This is a genomic window from Zoogloea dura, assembly GCF_012927165.1.
GTDB classification, from domain to species: domain Bacteria; phylum Pseudomonadota; class Gammaproteobacteria; order Burkholderiales; family Rhodocyclaceae; genus Zoogloea; species Zoogloea dura.
In genome coordinates, this window is sequence record NZ_JABBGA010000003.1 from 145491 (window position 1) to 161039 (window position 15549).

14 protein-coding genes are annotated in these 15549 nt (G+C 68.0%); 5 read left to right on the top strand and 9 right to left on the bottom strand.

Features of this window, described 5'->3' with window-relative positions; translation table 11 throughout:
* The first annotated feature begins 81 nt into the window (after nucleotides 1-81).
* The 4 genes from HHL15_RS05195 to HHL15_RS05210 are packed head-to-tail and all read left to right on the top strand — an operon-like array spanning nucleotide 82 to nucleotide 1642.
* Entirely contained in the window at nucleotides 82-390 is a 309-nt protein-coding gene (locus HHL15_RS05195) for a DUF883 family protein (protein WP_169144772.1), read from the top strand.
* A gap of 12 nt (nucleotides 391-402) precedes the next feature.
* A complete protein-coding gene (locus HHL15_RS05200) occupies nucleotides 403-786 on the top strand; it encodes a phage holin family protein (protein ID WP_169144773.1) in 384 nt (127 codons plus the stop codon).
* Complete coding sequence (locus HHL15_RS05205; protein WP_169144774.1) at nucleotides 783-1067, top strand: YqjK-like family protein; 285 nt, start codon at nucleotides 783-785, stop codon at nucleotides 1065-1067. Before HHL15_RS05200 ends, HHL15_RS05205 begins: the two co-directional genes overlap by 4 nt.
* A 17-nt stretch (nucleotides 1068-1084) precedes the next feature.
* On the top strand, nucleotides 1085-1642 hold the full coding sequence (locus tag HHL15_RS05210) for a hypoxanthine-guanine phosphoribosyltransferase (RefSeq protein ID WP_169144775.1): 558 nt from the start codon (nucleotides 1085-1087) through the stop codon (nucleotides 1640-1642).
* Nucleotides 1643-1663: 21 nt separating this feature from the next.
* On the opposite strand, the gene HHL15_RS05215 is transcribed toward HHL15_RS05210, so the two are convergent.
* The gene (locus HHL15_RS05215; RefSeq protein ID WP_169144776.1) at nucleotides 1664-2116 is read right to left on the bottom strand and encodes a MarR family winged helix-turn-helix transcriptional regulator; all 453 of its coding nucleotides are present in this window, start codon (nucleotides 2114-2116) and stop codon (nucleotides 1664-1666) included.
* A gap of 85 nt (nucleotides 2117-2201) precedes the next feature.
* Between HHL15_RS05215 and HHL15_RS05220 the strand changes: the two genes are divergently transcribed.
* Entirely contained in the window at nucleotides 2202-3410 is a 1209-nt protein-coding gene (locus tag HHL15_RS05220; RefSeq protein WP_169144777.1) for an aminotransferase-like domain-containing protein, read from the top strand.
* A gap of 39 nt (nucleotides 3411-3449) precedes the next feature.
* Here HHL15_RS05220 and HHL15_RS05225 read toward each other — a convergent pair whose 3' ends face one another.
* The 8 genes from HHL15_RS05225 to HHL15_RS05260 form a co-directional block, all read right to left on the bottom strand.
* Nucleotides 3450-4883, bottom strand: coding sequence for a cobyrinate a,c-diamide synthase (locus tag HHL15_RS05225; RefSeq protein ID WP_206198603.1), 1434 nt, complete (start codon nucleotides 4881-4883; stop codon nucleotides 3450-3452).
* Complete coding sequence (gene cobA / locus HHL15_RS05230) at nucleotides 4880-5674, bottom strand: uroporphyrinogen-III C-methyltransferase (protein ID WP_169144778.1); 795 nt, start codon at nucleotides 5672-5674, stop codon at nucleotides 4880-4882. Before cobA ends, HHL15_RS05225 begins: the two co-directional genes overlap by 4 nt.
* 23 nt (nucleotides 5675-5697) lie before the next feature.
* Nucleotides 5698-7647 carry an SAM-dependent methyltransferase gene (locus tag HHL15_RS05235; RefSeq protein ID WP_169144779.1) on the bottom strand — a complete coding sequence of 650 codons (1950 nt, stop codon included), beginning with the start codon at nucleotides 7645-7647 and terminating at the stop codon, nucleotides 5698-5700.
* 246 nt (nucleotides 7648-7893) lie between these two features.
* Entirely contained in the window at nucleotides 7894-8358 is a 465-nt protein-coding gene (locus HHL15_RS05240; RefSeq protein WP_206198604.1) for a DUF2269 family protein, read from the bottom strand.
* Nucleotides 8346-9608, bottom strand: a complete 1263-nt coding sequence (locus HHL15_RS05245; protein ID WP_169144780.1) for an SDR family oxidoreductase — start codon at nucleotides 9606-9608, stop codon at nucleotides 8346-8348. The genes HHL15_RS05240 and HHL15_RS05245 overlap by 13 nt, the downstream gene beginning before the upstream one ends.
* Before the next feature lie 157 nt (nucleotides 9609-9765).
* Nucleotides 9766-10293, bottom strand: a complete 528-nt coding sequence (locus HHL15_RS05250; RefSeq protein ID WP_169144781.1) for a GbsR/MarR family transcriptional regulator — start codon at nucleotides 10291-10293, stop codon at nucleotides 9766-9768.
* 114 nt (nucleotides 10294-10407) lie between these two features.
* Entirely contained in the window at nucleotides 10408-14295 is a 3888-nt protein-coding gene (locus tag HHL15_RS05255; RefSeq protein ID WP_169144782.1) for a DUF3683 domain-containing protein, read from the bottom strand.
* A 239-nt stretch (nucleotides 14296-14534) separates the two neighbouring features.
* Nucleotides 14535-15512: an SGNH/GDSL hydrolase family protein gene (locus tag HHL15_RS05260; protein ID WP_169144783.1), complete on the bottom strand. Its 978-nt coding sequence runs from the start codon at nucleotides 15510-15512 to the stop codon at nucleotides 14535-14537.
* Nucleotides 15513-15549 lie beyond the last annotated feature (37 nt).

The following is a 15549-nucleotide window of genomic DNA, read 5'->3' on the forward strand; positions in this document are numbered from 1 at the left end:
CTAGGTCAGGAATCATAGAGGGCCATGACAAGCGGCCCCGTCCCACCTTCCTTCCATTCCGAACAACATACGGAGAACGTCATGAGCGACGCACAAGTTACCAAGGACAAACTGGTTTCCGATTTCAAGGCCGTGGTGGCCGACACCGAAGAGCTGCTCAAGCTCACCGCTGGCCAGGCCGGCGACAAGGTGGCTGACGTACGTGGCCGCCTGAGCGAAAAGCTGGTGTCCGCCAAATACAAGCTGCAGGACCTGGAAGCCGCCGTGGTGCAGAAGACCAAGGCAGCTGCCCGCGCCACCGACGACTACGTCCATGACAACCCCTGGAAATCCGTCGGCGTGGCCGCTGGCGTGGGCTTCCTGCTCGGGCTGCTGGTCAACCGTCGCTAAGCCCCGCTCCCCATGAGCGAACCTGCGCCCTCGCGCCTCGGCGAGTCCCTCCGGGGGCTTGCCGACTCCGGGCTGGCCACCGTCCAGACCCGGCTGGAACTCTTTGCCGTCGAGCTCAAGGAAGAAAAGCTGCGTGCAGGCGGCTTTCTCTTCGACACCGTGCTCGCCGCGCTTTTCATCGGTTTTGGCGTGGTCTTCCTGCTCGCCTTCCTGACCGTGCTGCTGTGGGACAGCCAACGCCTGTTGGCACTGGGTCTTGCCACCGTGGGCCTGTTTGCGGCCGGCATCTGGGCAGCCACCCGGGCGGCCACCCGCATGCGTGCCGGCTCCCGCCTGTTTGCGTCCAGCCTGGCCGAACTCGCCCAGGACCGGGACGCCCTGCGCTCCCGCGAATGAACCCCGAACTGGTCGAACTGGCCCTGCGCAAGCAGCGCCTGCAGATCCGCAGCGCCGAACAACGCGACGCTCTGGCCTATCATGCCCAGGCCTTCACGCCCTTGCTGCACGGCATCGACCGGGTGAGTGACGGCGTGCGCTGGGCCCGCGACAACGCCCCGGTGCTGTCCGGGCTCGGCGTCTTCCTGCTGGTCGTCCGCCCCCGCGCGACCCTGCGCTGGGCCCGCCGCGCATGGGTGGGCTGGCAACTGGTGCGGCGGGTCCGCGCACTGATTCCCTGACTCTCCGACTGACCACCATGAACGTCGATCTCGAAGAAATCCGTCGTGCCCGCGAAGAGGCCGACTGTCTGTGCACCCCGGCCGAGGTGGATGCGGCACTCAACCAGCTGGCCGCCGACATCACGGTGCGTCTGCAGGACAAGAACCCGCTGGTGTACGTGGTGATGAACGGCGGCCTGATCCTCGCCGGCCGCCTGCTGCCGCGCCTGCCCTTCCCGCTCGAGCTGGCCTACCTGCATGCCACCCGCTACGGCCACGCCCTGCAGGGCACCCTGCTCGACTGGCGGGTCCGCCCGACCCAGGACCTGCGTGACCGCACGGTGCTGGTGCTCGACGACATCCTCGACGAAGGCCACACCCTGGCCGCCATCATCGCTTTCCTCAAGGAAGAAGGCGCCCGCGAAGTCCATTCGGCGGTGCTGGTCCACAAGGTCCACGACCGCAAGGCCTACCCGGGCATGCGTGCCGACTTCACCGGCCTGGACGTGGCCGACCGCTTCCTGTTCGGTGGCGGCATGGATTACAAGGGCTACTGGCGCAACGCACCGGGCATCTACGCGCTCAAAGGGCACTGAGGGGGCACCGCCTGGCCGGGCTCAGCCCTCCTGCCCCATCCCCGCCAGGCGGGTCATCACGGCCCGCCAGGCCGCCTCACCTTCACCGCCCTCTCCCCCCGCGGCCTCGAAGACGTCGGCCAGCATGGCCAGCTGGGTGCCACTGAGCTCCGCCTCCAGCGCCACCCCGGCTCCGGTCAGCTCCAGCCGCCGCATCCGCCGGTCGTGTTCGCCCACCGACGCCACCACCAGCCCTGCCTCCTGCAATTGTCGCAGCGGCGCATTGAGCGCCTGCTTGGTCACGCCCAGTGTCCCCAGCAGCTCGGTCACCGTGGTGCCTGGCTGGCGGGCCACGAAATACAGGATGCGGTGATGGACCCGCCCCAGCCCCCGCTCGGCCAGGATCCGGTCCGGCGGCGCGGTGAAGGCGCGGTAGGCGAAAAAGAAGAGCTCGATGGCTTCACGCAGCTTGGCCTGACGACTTAGGTCAATCATGTTGACTTTATTCCGGATGGGCAGGTAGGATTTATAGGTCAATATTATTGACTTTTATGCTGCTTTGCACAATCAGGAGAAGCCCATGCCGTCCCATACCGCCGACCGACCGCCCCTTTCCTTGTCCGCCCGGGTGCACGACCTGCACCCGTCGCCGATTAGGGAGATTTTGGCAGTGGTAGGCCGGCCCGGCATGATCTCCTTTGCCGGCGGCCTGCCGGCGGCCGAGACCTTTCCACGCCTGGATGGCACCTCCCCCACCGACGCGCTGCAATACGGCCCGAGCGAAGGCGACCCGGCCCTGCGTGCGCGCATCGCCGACGAGCTCGCCGGGCTCGGCCTGGACTGCGCACCCGAGCGCGTGCTGGTGCTGTCCGGCTCCCAGCAGGGTATCGACCTGGTCGGCAAGCTGTTCATCGACCCAGGCACGCCGGTGGCCGTCGAATCGCCGACCTACCTGGCCGCCCTGCAGGTGTTCCGCTTCTTCGGCGCGCGCTTCCAGCCCTTCAGCTCCACCACCGTGAGTGCCGCCGCCCTCCGTGACGGGCGCCCGGCCTTTGCCTACGCCATCCCGACCTTCCAGAACCCCACCGGCCACTGCTACGGCGACACCGAGCGGGCGCGCCTGGCCGCCGCCTGCGGCGAAGCCGGCGTGCCTCTGTTCGAGGACGACCCCTACCGGGACCTGGCCTACGACACGGTGAGCAGGCGCCCCGTCTGCGCCGACCTGAAGGGCAGCCCGTGGATCTACCAGGGCTCCTTCTCGAAAAGCCTGGCCCCCGGCCTGCGCCTCGGCTTCATGACCGCCTCGGAAGAGTTCTTCACCCTGCTGGTGCGCCTCAAGCAGGCGGCCGACCTGCACAGCAACCGCCTCAGCCAGTGGCTGGTGCTGCAGCAGCTGGAATCCGCCGGCCGAGGTGCGCGCATGGAAAAACTGGTGGCCTTCTACCAGCGCAAGCGCGACTGCTTCGCCGCCGCCCTGGACAAGCACTTCGGCGGCCTGGCCGACTGGCAGGCGCCCTCCGGCGGCCTGTTCTTCTGGCTGCGCCTGCGCCACCCCATCGACACCCGCAGCCTGCTGCCCCTGGCCATCGAGCGCAACGTGGCCTTCATGCCGGGCGAAGCCTTCTACGCCGGCGAACCCGAGTTGGGCACCCTGCGCCTGAACTTCAGCCATGCCTCGGAAGAAGAGATCGACCGCGGACTGGGCGTGCTGGCCGAACTGGTGGTGGACGCCCTGAACGGACGGGTTCAGCTGCCCGCGGACGCGGATCAAAGGGCCGTGCCTGCTTGATGGATCGCGGGCGGCTGAAGCCGCCCCTTGTACAGGCCCCTACAAGGCCCCGCCGAACAGGGCAGCCGTCGCCGCCGGATTCGACGGAAAGTAGAAATGCACGTACGACGCCGTCAGCCGCCCGAGCCGGTAGATGGCTTCGCCTTCGCGGCCAGTCGGGGTGCTGGCCCGGGCGATCGGGGCCAGCGGGGTTTCGCTGCGGGAGTAATGGAAGGTGTGGCCGGTCAGGCGGCCCTCCGGCAGCTCGGCAAACTGCGTGCCGAGCGCGGCCAGGCGGGTCTGCATGCGGGTGTGGCCGGGCAGCAGGCCGGCACCGGGATGCACGCTGCCGTCCCGGTCGGTGAGGGTCTCGAACAGGCTCATCATGCCGCCGCACTCCGCCAGCAAGGGCTTGCCGGCGGCCTGGTGGGCCTTCAGGCCGGCCTGCCAGGCTGCATTGGCAGCCAGGGCGCCGGCGTGCAGCTCCGGGTATCCGCCAGGCAGCCACAGGGCATCACATTGCGGCAGGGCGTCACCTGCCAGGGGCGAGAAGAAGCTCAGCTCGGCGCCCAGCGCCTGCAAGGTGTCCAGGTTGGCCGGGTAGATGAAGCCGAAGGCCGCATCCCTGGCAATCGCCACCCGGCGGCCCTGCAGCAGCGGCGCGGTGGAAGGCGCGGGCATGGCCGGGAAAGCCACGGCAGCCGGCAGATCCGCCGCGCCGGTGCGGGCCAGGTGGTCGGCCAGGCGATCCAGGCGGGCATCCAGGTCGGCGATCTCGGCGGCCTGCAGCAAGCCCAGGTGGCGCTCAGGCAGCGCCGCATCCGCGTCCCGGGGCAGCGCCCCATACCAGGCGATGCCGGGCCGCAGGCTGTCCTGCAGCAGGCGGGCATGGCCTTCGCTTCCCACGTGGTTGGCCAGGACGCCGGAGAAAGGCAGATCAGGCTGCCAGGTCGCCAGCCCGTGGACCAGGGCGCCGAAAGTCTGGGCCATCGCCTTGGCGTCGATCACCGCCATCACCGGAATGCCGAAACGGCGGGCAATGTCGGCCCCCGACGGACTGCCGTCAAACAAGCCCATGACCCCCTCGACCAGGATCAGGTCGGACTGCTGCGCCGCGCGGTGAAGCCGCCAGGCCGCATCGGCCGGACCACATATCCCCAGGTCGAGGTTGTAAACCGGCGCACCGCTGGCCACCGCATGGATCTGCGGGTCGAGGAAATCCGGGCCGCACTTGAACACCGTGACCCGCCGCCCCTGCCGCACATGCAGGCGGGCCAGCGCGGCGGTGACGGTGGTCTTGCCCTGGCCGGAAGCCTGGGCCGCCACGAACAGGGCCGGGCACAGGGCCGCCTGATCTGCCCCGCTCACTGGACTCCCTCCGCCCTCACGGGCTTCGGTGCGGCCACCTTCGGGCGGCCGGGCGGCGCTGGCTGGATTACCTCCGCCCTCGCGGGCTTCGGTGCAATCGCCTTCGGGCGGCCGGGCGGCGCTCATGCGTCCCCCTCTTCCGGGTGGAACCAGGCCAGGCGCGACTGCAGGCTGACCACCTCACCCACGATGGTGAGGGCCGGCGGCGTGATGCCGGCCGCCTTGACCGCCCCGGCCAGGCCGGTGAGGTCGGAGGTGACCACCCGCTGGGCGCGGGTGGTGCCACGGCGCACCACGGCAGCCGGTGTGCTACCGGGCAGGCCGTGCTCCACCAGCCGCGCGCAGATGGTGGCCAGCTGGGTGATACCCATGTAGAAGACCAGGGTCTGGCGCGGCCGGGCGAGCATGTCCCAGTCCAGGTCCACGCTGCCATCCTTGAGGTGGCCGGTGACAAAGACGCAGGACTGGGCGAAATCCCGGTGGGTCAGGGGGATGCCCGCGTAGGCGCCAATACCGGAGGCCGCGGTGATACCGGGGATGACCTCGAAGGGCACGCCGGCCTTCACCAGCTCCTCGACCTCTTCGCCGCCGCGGCCGAAGATGAACGGGTCACCGCCCTTGAGGCGCACCACGCGCTTGCCGCGCTGCGCCTGCTCCACCAGCAGGGCATTGATGCCGTGCTGGGGCAGCGCATGATTGGATGCCTTCTTGCCTACATAGATGCGCTCGACCTCGTCGGGCACGCAAGCCAGGACTTCCTGGCTGACCAGGTTGTCATAGACCAGCACATCGGCCTCGATCAACAATCGGGCGGCACGCAGGGTCAGCAGTTCCGGGTCGCCGGGGCCGGCGCCCACCAGGTACACCCAGCCGGGGCGGGCGGGGTTGCGTTCGCGGGGAAGGGTCCGTGTTGGCACGTCGGCGCTCCAGGGAGAAAGGTTCAGGATAGCGCCGGCTTGCGCCACAGGGCCAGCCGAACCGGCGCGCCAGGGGCAAAGCGCAGACGGCCGGCCACGGTTTCACCGCGGGCCAGGCTGACTTCCTGCCAGGCTTCCGCCGGAACCTCAGCGGAGAAGGCCAGCAGATCAGTACGAGCCTGGTCATCTTCCGCCGTTGCCACCAGGCGGCCGCCCGGCGCCAGGCGGGCCCAGGCCGCGACCAGCCAGTCGCTCAGGCCCGCCGCGCCGCGGATGAACACGGCGTCCGGCATCGGCCATTCACGGCAGCGCAGGGGCGAAGCGGCAGGCGTGGCGGCCAGGTTTTCACCGATGCCGGCCTCCTGCAGGCTGACCCCGAGGAGGTTCGGCTCGATGCCGACGGCCCGCACCCGGGCGGTCGGCACGGCGCGCGCCCATTCAAGTGCGAGGCTGGCCTCGCCATCGGAGATGGCCCAGCCGCTCTCCCAGGCAGCGGGTTGCAACCAGGCCAGGGCCAGCAGGCGGGCCGCCAGCGGCAAGGCCGCCGGGGCACCCTCGCCGAGGGCCGCGTCGGACAGGCCGGGCAGCTCGCTGAAGGCGCCGGACGAGGGCCCGGTGGCGATCACCAGCACCGCGCGGGCATCGACCGGATCACGCAGCTCCACCAGCTCGGAGGCCAGCCAGGCACGCGCCTGCAGGCCAGCCGCGGGGAACTCGCAGACCCACACACGGGCGCGGTCAAAGCCGCAGTCGAGCAGGAGACGGGCCACGGCGCGGGGCGCCTCCGCATCAGCCAGCGGCACCGCCAGCAGGCGATGGGCCCGCAACTGGCCCCGCAAGGCCGCCAGCGGCGCCCGCCGCAGGTCCACCACCGAGACGATCTCGGCGGACACGCCCAGTGCGGCACAGGCCGCCTGGACCCGGCCGACACCCGGCAGCACACGCACATGGGCCGGCCCCAGCTCGGCCAGCAACTCGGGCGCGGGACCGTCACCGGCCGCATCGCCCACCACCACCAGCACGCTGCCCGCATGCCCGGCGCTGCGCACCTCGAGGTGCACGGCGTCCGCTGCGCACAGGCGTTGGGGTGCCTCCAGCCCGAGGTCCTGCAGGCGGTCGAGGGCATCGGCGCTGCCGAGGATCAGGCGGGCCGAACGCAAGGCGGCGTGGGCTGCGGCAGACAGCACCGGAGGCTGCTCGAGCCCCAGGCTGAGGATGGTGAGGGGCGGCAGGGGCTCCGGCTCGCTGGCCGCCTCGACCGGCGCACTGGTCTCGATCACGCTGGCAAGGGACTCGCCAGGTACGTCGCCGGAAACAGGCTCGACATCGGCATCCCCGTCGACCTCGCCGAGGCCGGGCATCTCGACCTGCTCACCCGCAGCCGCCGGACTGCGCTCACCACGGCCGCGACGACGCTTGCGCTTGCGGCGGGGCGCCTCGACGGTGGCTTCATCGGCCGCCCCGTCCACCACCTCGTCCGCGGCACCGGGTTCGTCGTCGCCCTCAGCCTCCGGCGATGACTCGAGCGCTCCGGCATCCGCGAGCGCAACGTCAAGCGGCGCTGCGGGCTCCTGCGCTGCATCGAGTTGCGGTGGCGCGTCCGGCGCGGCAACGGGAGCCTCGGGAATGGCTTCCGGCTCGGCATTGGGCAACTCAGGTGCCACCTCGAGCGCCGGCAGTGCCACTTCCGCGCTCGCAAACAGGTCGGCGGTGACGACATCCAGCGGGGCCGCCTCAACCGCCTTGGGCTTGCGCGGTGCTCGCTTGGCCTTAGGCTTGGTGGCCGGCGCGGTCACCTCCGCGGCGGAGGCTTCGCCCGGCGTCGGAAGGGCATCGGCAGAGGCTGCGTCCGGCGGCGTCTTGCGCGCACTGCGGGCCGGCGCCTTGCGGCGGGCAGGCGCAGGCACGGCAGCGGAATCGATGGCGGCGTCGGCCGGCACGGCCTCCGGGAGGGTGAGATTGTCTTCGCTCATGTTCTGGCGGCCGTACCCATGCACGACCGGAAAAACGGGGGCCGCAGGATAACACGAAGCGTTTTCCCATCCGCGGACAGGCCGGCTCCGGACAGCCTTCCCCCTGGAGCACACCCGTGACGAGATGTCCCATGCTCAAGGGCCTGGAAGACGAAGGGAATATCCACATCGTGGGCGCGCTCCACAACTCCGGCAGCGGCGAGGTCCGCTAATGCTGACGGACCGCGTCGACAGGTGGCGGTGCTGTCACACCGGCTTCGCCACCATCAAGAAGTACACCATGACCATGGCCAGGAATGCCGGATAACCCAGCATCTCCCAGCGCCGCGCATAGTGCCAGTAGCGCCCGGGGAGTGGCGTTCCCTGCTCATGGGCGGCCAGGGCCATCCGCCCCATCCTGATCTGGTACCACACCACCGGCAGCCAGCAGAGGCCAGCCACCCCGTACAGCGCGATCGAGGCGACGATCCAGAGGGCATCCAGGGGGTAACCGGCCAGGTGGATCAGGTAGGCCCCGGTCAAGGGCTGAATGACGACGGCAGGCGTGGTGAACCACCAGTCGGCCTTCACCACCAGACGCGAGACCACGGCGATTGCTGCCACGGAGCCGGATCGATTCGCGAAGAACAGGTAGAAGGCCGTCCCGAAGCCGGTGCCGACCAACAGCACCGAGGAGAGGACATGAATCGTCTTGAGGGTCAGATAGTCCATGATCGCGGCTCCGCAGACAGAATGAAGAGGATGGCCAGGATGGGCAGGTTCTTCAGGACCGGCCCGAAGGGGTGCGTCAGAAACTCCGGCATGGTCATGACTATGATCCCCGTGTAGGCAATCACCAGTGCCGCCTGGGCGCCCCAGAGGGCGCGGCCGGGATAACGGATGCATGCCACCCCCATCGCCAGGTCCAGCACCGACGCGGCATGGAGGGCCAGTATCGCGGGCCACCCCGAGATCCCGGCGCGCCCCAGGAGCGCCAGGCTTTCCGCCACCGGATGGGCCATGAGGCTCACCCAGGCCGTCGCGATCCAGACCCAGGCCAGCGCATGACGCAACAGGCCCGACTGCCAGGCGGCAAGGGCGCGCAGCCCCAGGAGTTCGGCTTCCGCTGGCGCCATGAACTGTTCGATGCGCCTCGGCGGGTGACCCAGCAGACGGGTGGTGCCCGCCATTGAGCCGGCGTTGCCAGCCCTGAGCATGCGCCAGGTGTCCGGCGTCAAGCTCGCGCCGGGTAGCCACGCCGACAGTCTGGCCACGCCCCCCATCAACCGTGCCGGGACCTTCAGGTAAAGCGCCTCACCGAGCCCCATGGCCCGGCGGTAGTGCTCCAGCATGGCGCGAAAGCTCACAGGCGATGCTCCCACCATGTCCACCTGCTGTCCGGCCGGCTCGGTGGGCTGGGCAGCCCGCAACACGCCCTCGGCCAGATCGTCGATGTGGATCGGTTGGAAAATGGCCTGCCCCACGTCGGGAACGGGAATCACAGGCAGACTCGCCAGCATCCGGAACAGGGCCGCAGAGCCACCCGCCTGGCCATGGACCAGGGAGGGACGCAGGATCTGCCACTCCAGCGGCAACCCGCTCAGGAAGCGATCCGCCGCATGCTTGCTCCTGAAGTAGGGCGTGTCGCCGCGCTCCGCGCCCAAGGCCGAAATCTGGATGACCCGCCGCACACCGGCCCTGAGGCAGGCGGCGAACAGGGCGGCCGGCGCTCGATGGTGGATGTCGTCGAAGCGGGCCGACGGACTTTCGGTGATGATTCCGACTGCATTGACGACCACATCGATGCCTTCCAGGCGGCCCGCCCAGCACCAGCAGTCCGTGTCCGTGGCGTAATCAATGAGGATGTCCGCCGGCCCCACCGGGTGCCGGACACCCCTGATGACCTGATGGCCGGCGTGAGTGAACCGGTCGCAAATGGCCTGGCCGATGAGGCCCGAAGCACCGCAGACCAGGACTCTCATCGACCTCCCCCGGCGAGGTCGCAGCCCACCAGAGGCGGCGGGACGGAGATCCCGGTCATCAGCTTGCTGACTTTCATGGCGCCCTCTCTTTAAAACAGTAATTTCAGTAAAAACAGAAATTAATATCCAAAAAAAACGGGCGATGCTGCCCGTCCCTTCAGGGTTTCCGGCGGACCACCTGACTGATCCTGGCACTGACGCCCAAGGTCTTCATCAAGGTCTCCGGCTTCAACCGGAGCATCTCGTCAGCCAGGGTGCCCATGATCTCGATGAACTTCAGGGTCTCCTCGATCCGCTGCCGCGTACCTTCGTGCTCTTCCTCGATGACCGGGTTGTCCAGGCACTCCCGGAGGGCAACCACCGTCGGGTCGATCTCCCGCTGACGGCGCCCTGCAACGATCAGCTTGAACAACTCCCACACATCGGTGGACGTCTCGAAATGGTCGCGGCGATCGCCCTTGAGATGGATGATCCGCACCAGATTCCAGGACTGGAGTTCCTTGAGGCTGTTGCTCACATTGGATCGGGCCACCCCCAGCGTGCTGGTGATCTCTTCCGCATCCATCGGCCGACCGGCCAGATAGAGAAGGGCGTGGATCTGGGCTACGGTCCGATTGACCCCCCAACGTGATCCCATCTCACCCCAATGGAGCACAAAACGCTCGGCTATCGGTTTCAGTTCCATGACCGTTACTTTACCCCTTCCTTTGTTTCTGTCAATACAGAAATCAAGGAAGGGGTATTTCATTCCAAGGCCTGAAGCCCCCGCCAGAGCGCAAAGCCGGCGGGCTGGGCGGACTTACAGCAGCACGCGCTCGATGCCGCCGCTGTTGGCCTTGCTCACGTAGTCGGCCATCCAGTTGTCGCCAAGGAGGTGCTTGGCCATCTCGACGACGATGTAGTCCGCGCCCACGTTGGCATCGTTGGTGTAACGGGACAGGCCCTGCAGGCAGCTCGGGCAGGAGGTGAGGATGGTCACCGGGGTGGCGGCGTCGGCACCGCGCAACAGCTCGGCCCCCTTCTCGATCTCCTCCTGCTTGCGGAAGCGGACCTGGGTGGAGATGTCCGGGCGGGACACCGCCAGGGTGCCGGATTCGCCGCAGCATCGGTCACTCAGATCAACCCGCGTACCCATCAGCTCGTTGGCCACCTTGATGCCGGAATGGACCTTCATCGGGGTATGGCAGGGCTCGTGGTACATGTAGCGTGTACCGGTGATGCCTTCCAGCTTGAGGCCCTTCTCCATCAGGTACTCATGGATGTCCAGCAGCCGGCAGCCCGGGAAGATCTTCTCGAACTGGTACTTCATCAGCTGATCCATGCAGGTGCCGCAGGACACGATCACCGTCTTGATGTCGAGGTAATTGAGCGTGTTGGCGACCCGGTGGAAGAGCACCCGGTTGTCGGTGGTGATCTGCTGGCCCTTGTCCTCCTCGCCGGCCGAGGTCTGCGGATAGCCGCAGCACAGGTAGCCCGGCGGCAGCACGGTGGTGGCGCCGACCTGGTAGAGCATGGCCTGGGTGGCCAGGCCGACCTGGCTGAACAGGCGCTCGGAACCGCAGCCGGGGAAGTAGAACACTGCCTCGGACTCGTCGCGCTTGACCTGCGGATTGCGGATCACCGGGACGATGGTGTCATCCTCGATGTCGAGCAGGGCCCGCGAGGTGCGCTTGGGCAGGCCGCCCGGCATGGGCTTGTTGATGAAGTGGATCACCTGGGCCTTGATCGTCGGCTTGCCGAGGGTGGCGGGCGGATGCTGGACTTGGTTCTGGATCAGGCCCAGCGACTTGCCGATGCGGTGCCCCAGGCGCTGGGCCTTGTAGCCCCACTCGATCATGCCGGTGCGGATGGCCTTGATGGTGGCCGGGTCCTTGGCGGTGAGGAAGGCCATGGCGGCGGCCTTGCCCGGGTTGAAGGACTTCTTGCCTTGCTCCCGCAGCAGGTTGCGCATCTTGATCGACACGTCGCCGAAGTCGATGTCCACCGGGCAGGGCTTCTCGCACTTGTGGCAGACCGTGCAGTGGTCGGCCACGTCCTCGAACTCGGCCCAGTGGGCCAGCGACACGCCGCGGCGGGTCTGCTCCTCGTACAGGAAGGCCTCGATCAGCAGCGAGGTGCTGAGGATCTTGTTGCGCGGGCTGTAGAGCAGGTTGGCGCGGGGCACGTGGGTGGAGCACACCGGCTTGCACTTGCCGCAGCGCAGGCAGTCCTTGATGTCATGGGAGATCTCGCCGATGGCGGTCTGCTCCATGATCAGGGACTCATGGCCCATCAGGTTGAAGCTGGGGGTGTAGGCGTTGTCGAGGTTGCCGCCGCGCAGCAGCTTGCCGCGGTTGAAGCGGCCTTCCGGGTCCACCCTTTTCTTGTAGTCCCAGAAGTTGGCCATCTCGGCGTCGGTGAGATAGTCCAGCTTGGTGATGCCGATGCCGTGCTCGCCGGAGATCACGCCGTCGAGCGAGCGGGCCAGCTCCATGATGCGGTCCACGGCGCGGTTGGCCGTCTGCAACATCTCGTAGTTGTCGGAGTTGACCGGGATGTTGGTGTGCACGTTGCCATCGCCGGCGTGCATGTGCAGGGCCACGAAGACGCGGCCGCGCAGCACCTGCTTGTGCAGCTTCTTGATCTCGTCGCGCAGCGGCCCGAACAGCTGGCCGTCGAAGATCTTGTCGAGGCGCGGCTTGAGCTCGGTCTTCCAGCCGGTACGCACGGAGTAGTCCTGCAGGCGGTGGAACAGGCGCGGATTGGCGGCCCGGTTGGAGAGCTCTCCGGCCACCACGCCATACTCTGCGAAGTGGGGTTCGGCCTCGGCCAAGGGCATGTCGAGGTTGTCGAGCAGCCACTGCCAGCGGCGGCGCACGCTGGCCACGTAATCCAGCGCGTCCTTGCGGCGCTCGCCAATCAGTTCGTCGCGGGAGATGGTGGCGTCGCCGGTATCCAGCGGCAGCTCACCCTGCAGGCGCTCAATCAGGGCGTCGCACAGGGCCAGCTTGTTCTGGGTGGACAGTTCGATGTTGATGCGCTCAATGCCGTCGCAGTAGTCGCCCATCCGCGGCAGCGGGATCACCACGTCCTCGTTTACCTTGAAGGCGTTGGTGTGACGGGAGATGGCGGCGGTGCGCGAGCGGTCGAGCCAGAACTTCTTGCGCTGCTCGGGGCTGACCGCGATGAAGCCTTCGGCGCCGCGGGTGTTGGTCATGCGGATGACCTCGGAGGCGGCGGTCATCACCGCGGCTTCGTCGTGGCCGACGATGTCGCCGATCAGCACCATCTTGGGCCGCCCGTGGCGCTTGGCCTTGGTGGTGTAGCCCACCGCCTTGACGTAGCGCTCGTCCAGGTGCTCCAGGCCGGCCAGCAGCACGCCGGCGGCGTTGCCGGCACCACCCGGCTTGAAGTAGTCGGTGATCTCGACGATGGCCGGCACCGCTTCGCGCACCTGGCCGAAGAACTCCAGGCAGACCGTGCGGGTGACCGGCGGCATCTTGTGCAGCACCCAGCGCGACGCCACGATCAGGCCGTCGGTGCCTTCCTTCTGCACCCCCGGCACACCACCGAGGAACTTGTCGGTCACGTCCTTGCCCAGTCCGTCCTTGCGGCAGGCTGCGCCCGGCATGGAGAGGACTTCCTCGGACAGGAACTTGTAGCCCTTCGCATCAAAGCGCTTGAGGCGGAAGGACACGGTCTTCTGCTCGTGGATCTTGCCGAAATTGTGGTCGAGGCGCTCCACCTCGAGCCAGTTGCCGTCCGGCGTGACCATCTTCCACCAGGCCAGGTTGTCCAGCGCGGTGCCCCACAGCACGGCCTTCTTGCCGCCGGCGTTCATGGCGATGTTGCCGCCGATGCAGGAAGCGCTGGCCGAGGTCGGGTCCACCGCAAACACGCGGCCGGCCGCCGAGGCGGCTTCGGAGACGCGCTCGGTGACCACACCGGCTCCGGTACGGATGGTGGCGTAGGGAGCGGACATCGGGCCGTTGAGGCCAGGCAGCACGACCTCCTCGACCGGGCCCAGGTCAATCAGCTTTTCGGTGTTGATGACCACCGACTTCGCGTCCAAGGGCACGGCGCCGCCGGTGTAGCCGGTGCCGCCGCCGCGCGGGATGATGGTCAGCCCGAGCTCGATGCAGCTCTTCACCAGCGGCGCCATCTCTTCCTCGGTGTCCGGGTAGAGGACCACGAAGGGATATTCGACGCGCCAGTCGGTGGCATCGGTCACGTGGGAAACCCGGGCGTGACCGTCGAAACAGATGTTGTCCTTGCGGGTATGGCGGGCCAGCTCGCGCAGCACGCGCTTGCGCAGTTCGCCGGTCTCGTCGAAGAGGCGGGCGAAACGGTCCACCGCCGCATTGGCGGCCACCACCAGGCTGGCCACCTTGGTGCTGCGCTCGGGATCCTCGCCGCTGGCTTCCTCGCGGCGCTTCTCGACCTCGGACAGGCGGTGGCGCAGGGCGCCGATCAAAGCACCGAGACGATCGCGGTTGGCCAGCAGGTCGTCCTGCAGGTAGGGGTTGCGCTGGACCACCCAGACGTCCCCCAGCACCTCGTAGAGCATCCGCGCGGAGCGGCCGGTGACACGCTCGGAACGCAGGGCGTCGAGGGTGTGCCACGCATCGGCGCCAAGCAGGCGGATGACGATCTCCCGGTCGGAGAACGAAGTGTAGTTATAGGGAATTTCACGCAGGCGCTGGGTCATCGGGGTACCTGGGTTCTGACAGCAGAGAACGGGACATTTTAGCGGACGGACCCGCCTTCTGTCTCCGGAAACAAAGCCTTACGGCTGCAGGGGGTTCTCAGCGGAGGAGGGAGGCAAGGCTGTTGACCCGGAACGGGGGGCAGGGTTCAACCTGCCCGGGCGGGCGGCAGACGCCCGTCAGGCGGCGTACGGGACGGGTAGCAGGCGGCGGGAGGCCATGCCTCCCGGAGAGAAAACGACTATTTCCGGCGCCGCAGGAGCGGCAGCATGGACAGCACGGACAGCACGAGCAGGGCACTCTCGGGCTCGGGAACCTGCGACAGCGCAACCTGGCCGACGATGGCATGCATCGCGGTGGTCGGGTGCACGCCGTCGGCGTACATGGAGTCGCTGCAGGCCGGCGCGCCAGGCTGCAGGCACGGCACCAGCACGTTGCCCAGACCGTAGCGGAGGCCACCATTCAGGCCATCCTGCGTCACCGCCTGGGAGATGCCATAGAAATCGAGCTCGGTCACCCCTACTGCAAAGGAATTACGGAATGCCGCCAGACGCAGGGCCAGTCCGGTGTTGAAGTAGTCAGTGGTCTGCGCATAGGCGGCAGACGTGCCCAGCGCCAATGCTTCGGGCGTCGTGGCGAGGTCCGGGACATTGGCCACCAGGAAGCTCTTCGCTCCCTTCGCCGCCAGGAAACCGAGGCTGACCATCAGATTGTCGAGGGCACTGTCGGCGGCGGCCTCCCGCCCCTGGATGTCAGGCAGACCCATGCCACTGTTGCCTTCGACAACCGAGAACAGGTCATTGGCGCCGATCCCGATCACGTACAGACCATTGGGGTCGGCGACGCCACCGCTGACCCCCGCCCAGAAACCGAGAGCCTGTGCCTGCAGCCCGACATTGGTCAGCCCCCCGTAGCCATCCAGCCCGGTCTGGGCGCCGATGAAGGCGTAGTTGCTGCCGCCGACCTGGAATGGCGCGGCGGCCGAAGGCATGCCCAGCCCCTGGGCCAGGTATTCCACCCACACGGGCCCGTCGGAACGCCGTCCGTCGAAATAGGGTGGTGGCGGGAAGCTGCCCCCGCTGGCGATGAAGAGATTGCCCGTGTCGGACAGGCTGTCCCCGAAGAAGGTCAGGCTCGAATAACCTGCATGGGCCGCCATGGCGCCAGCAGACAGGCACAGGCCGACAAGGCCGCGGGACAGACGTGACAGGCAGGACATGGACTTCTCCCTTGAGCAATCGGCCGGCGGCCGGATC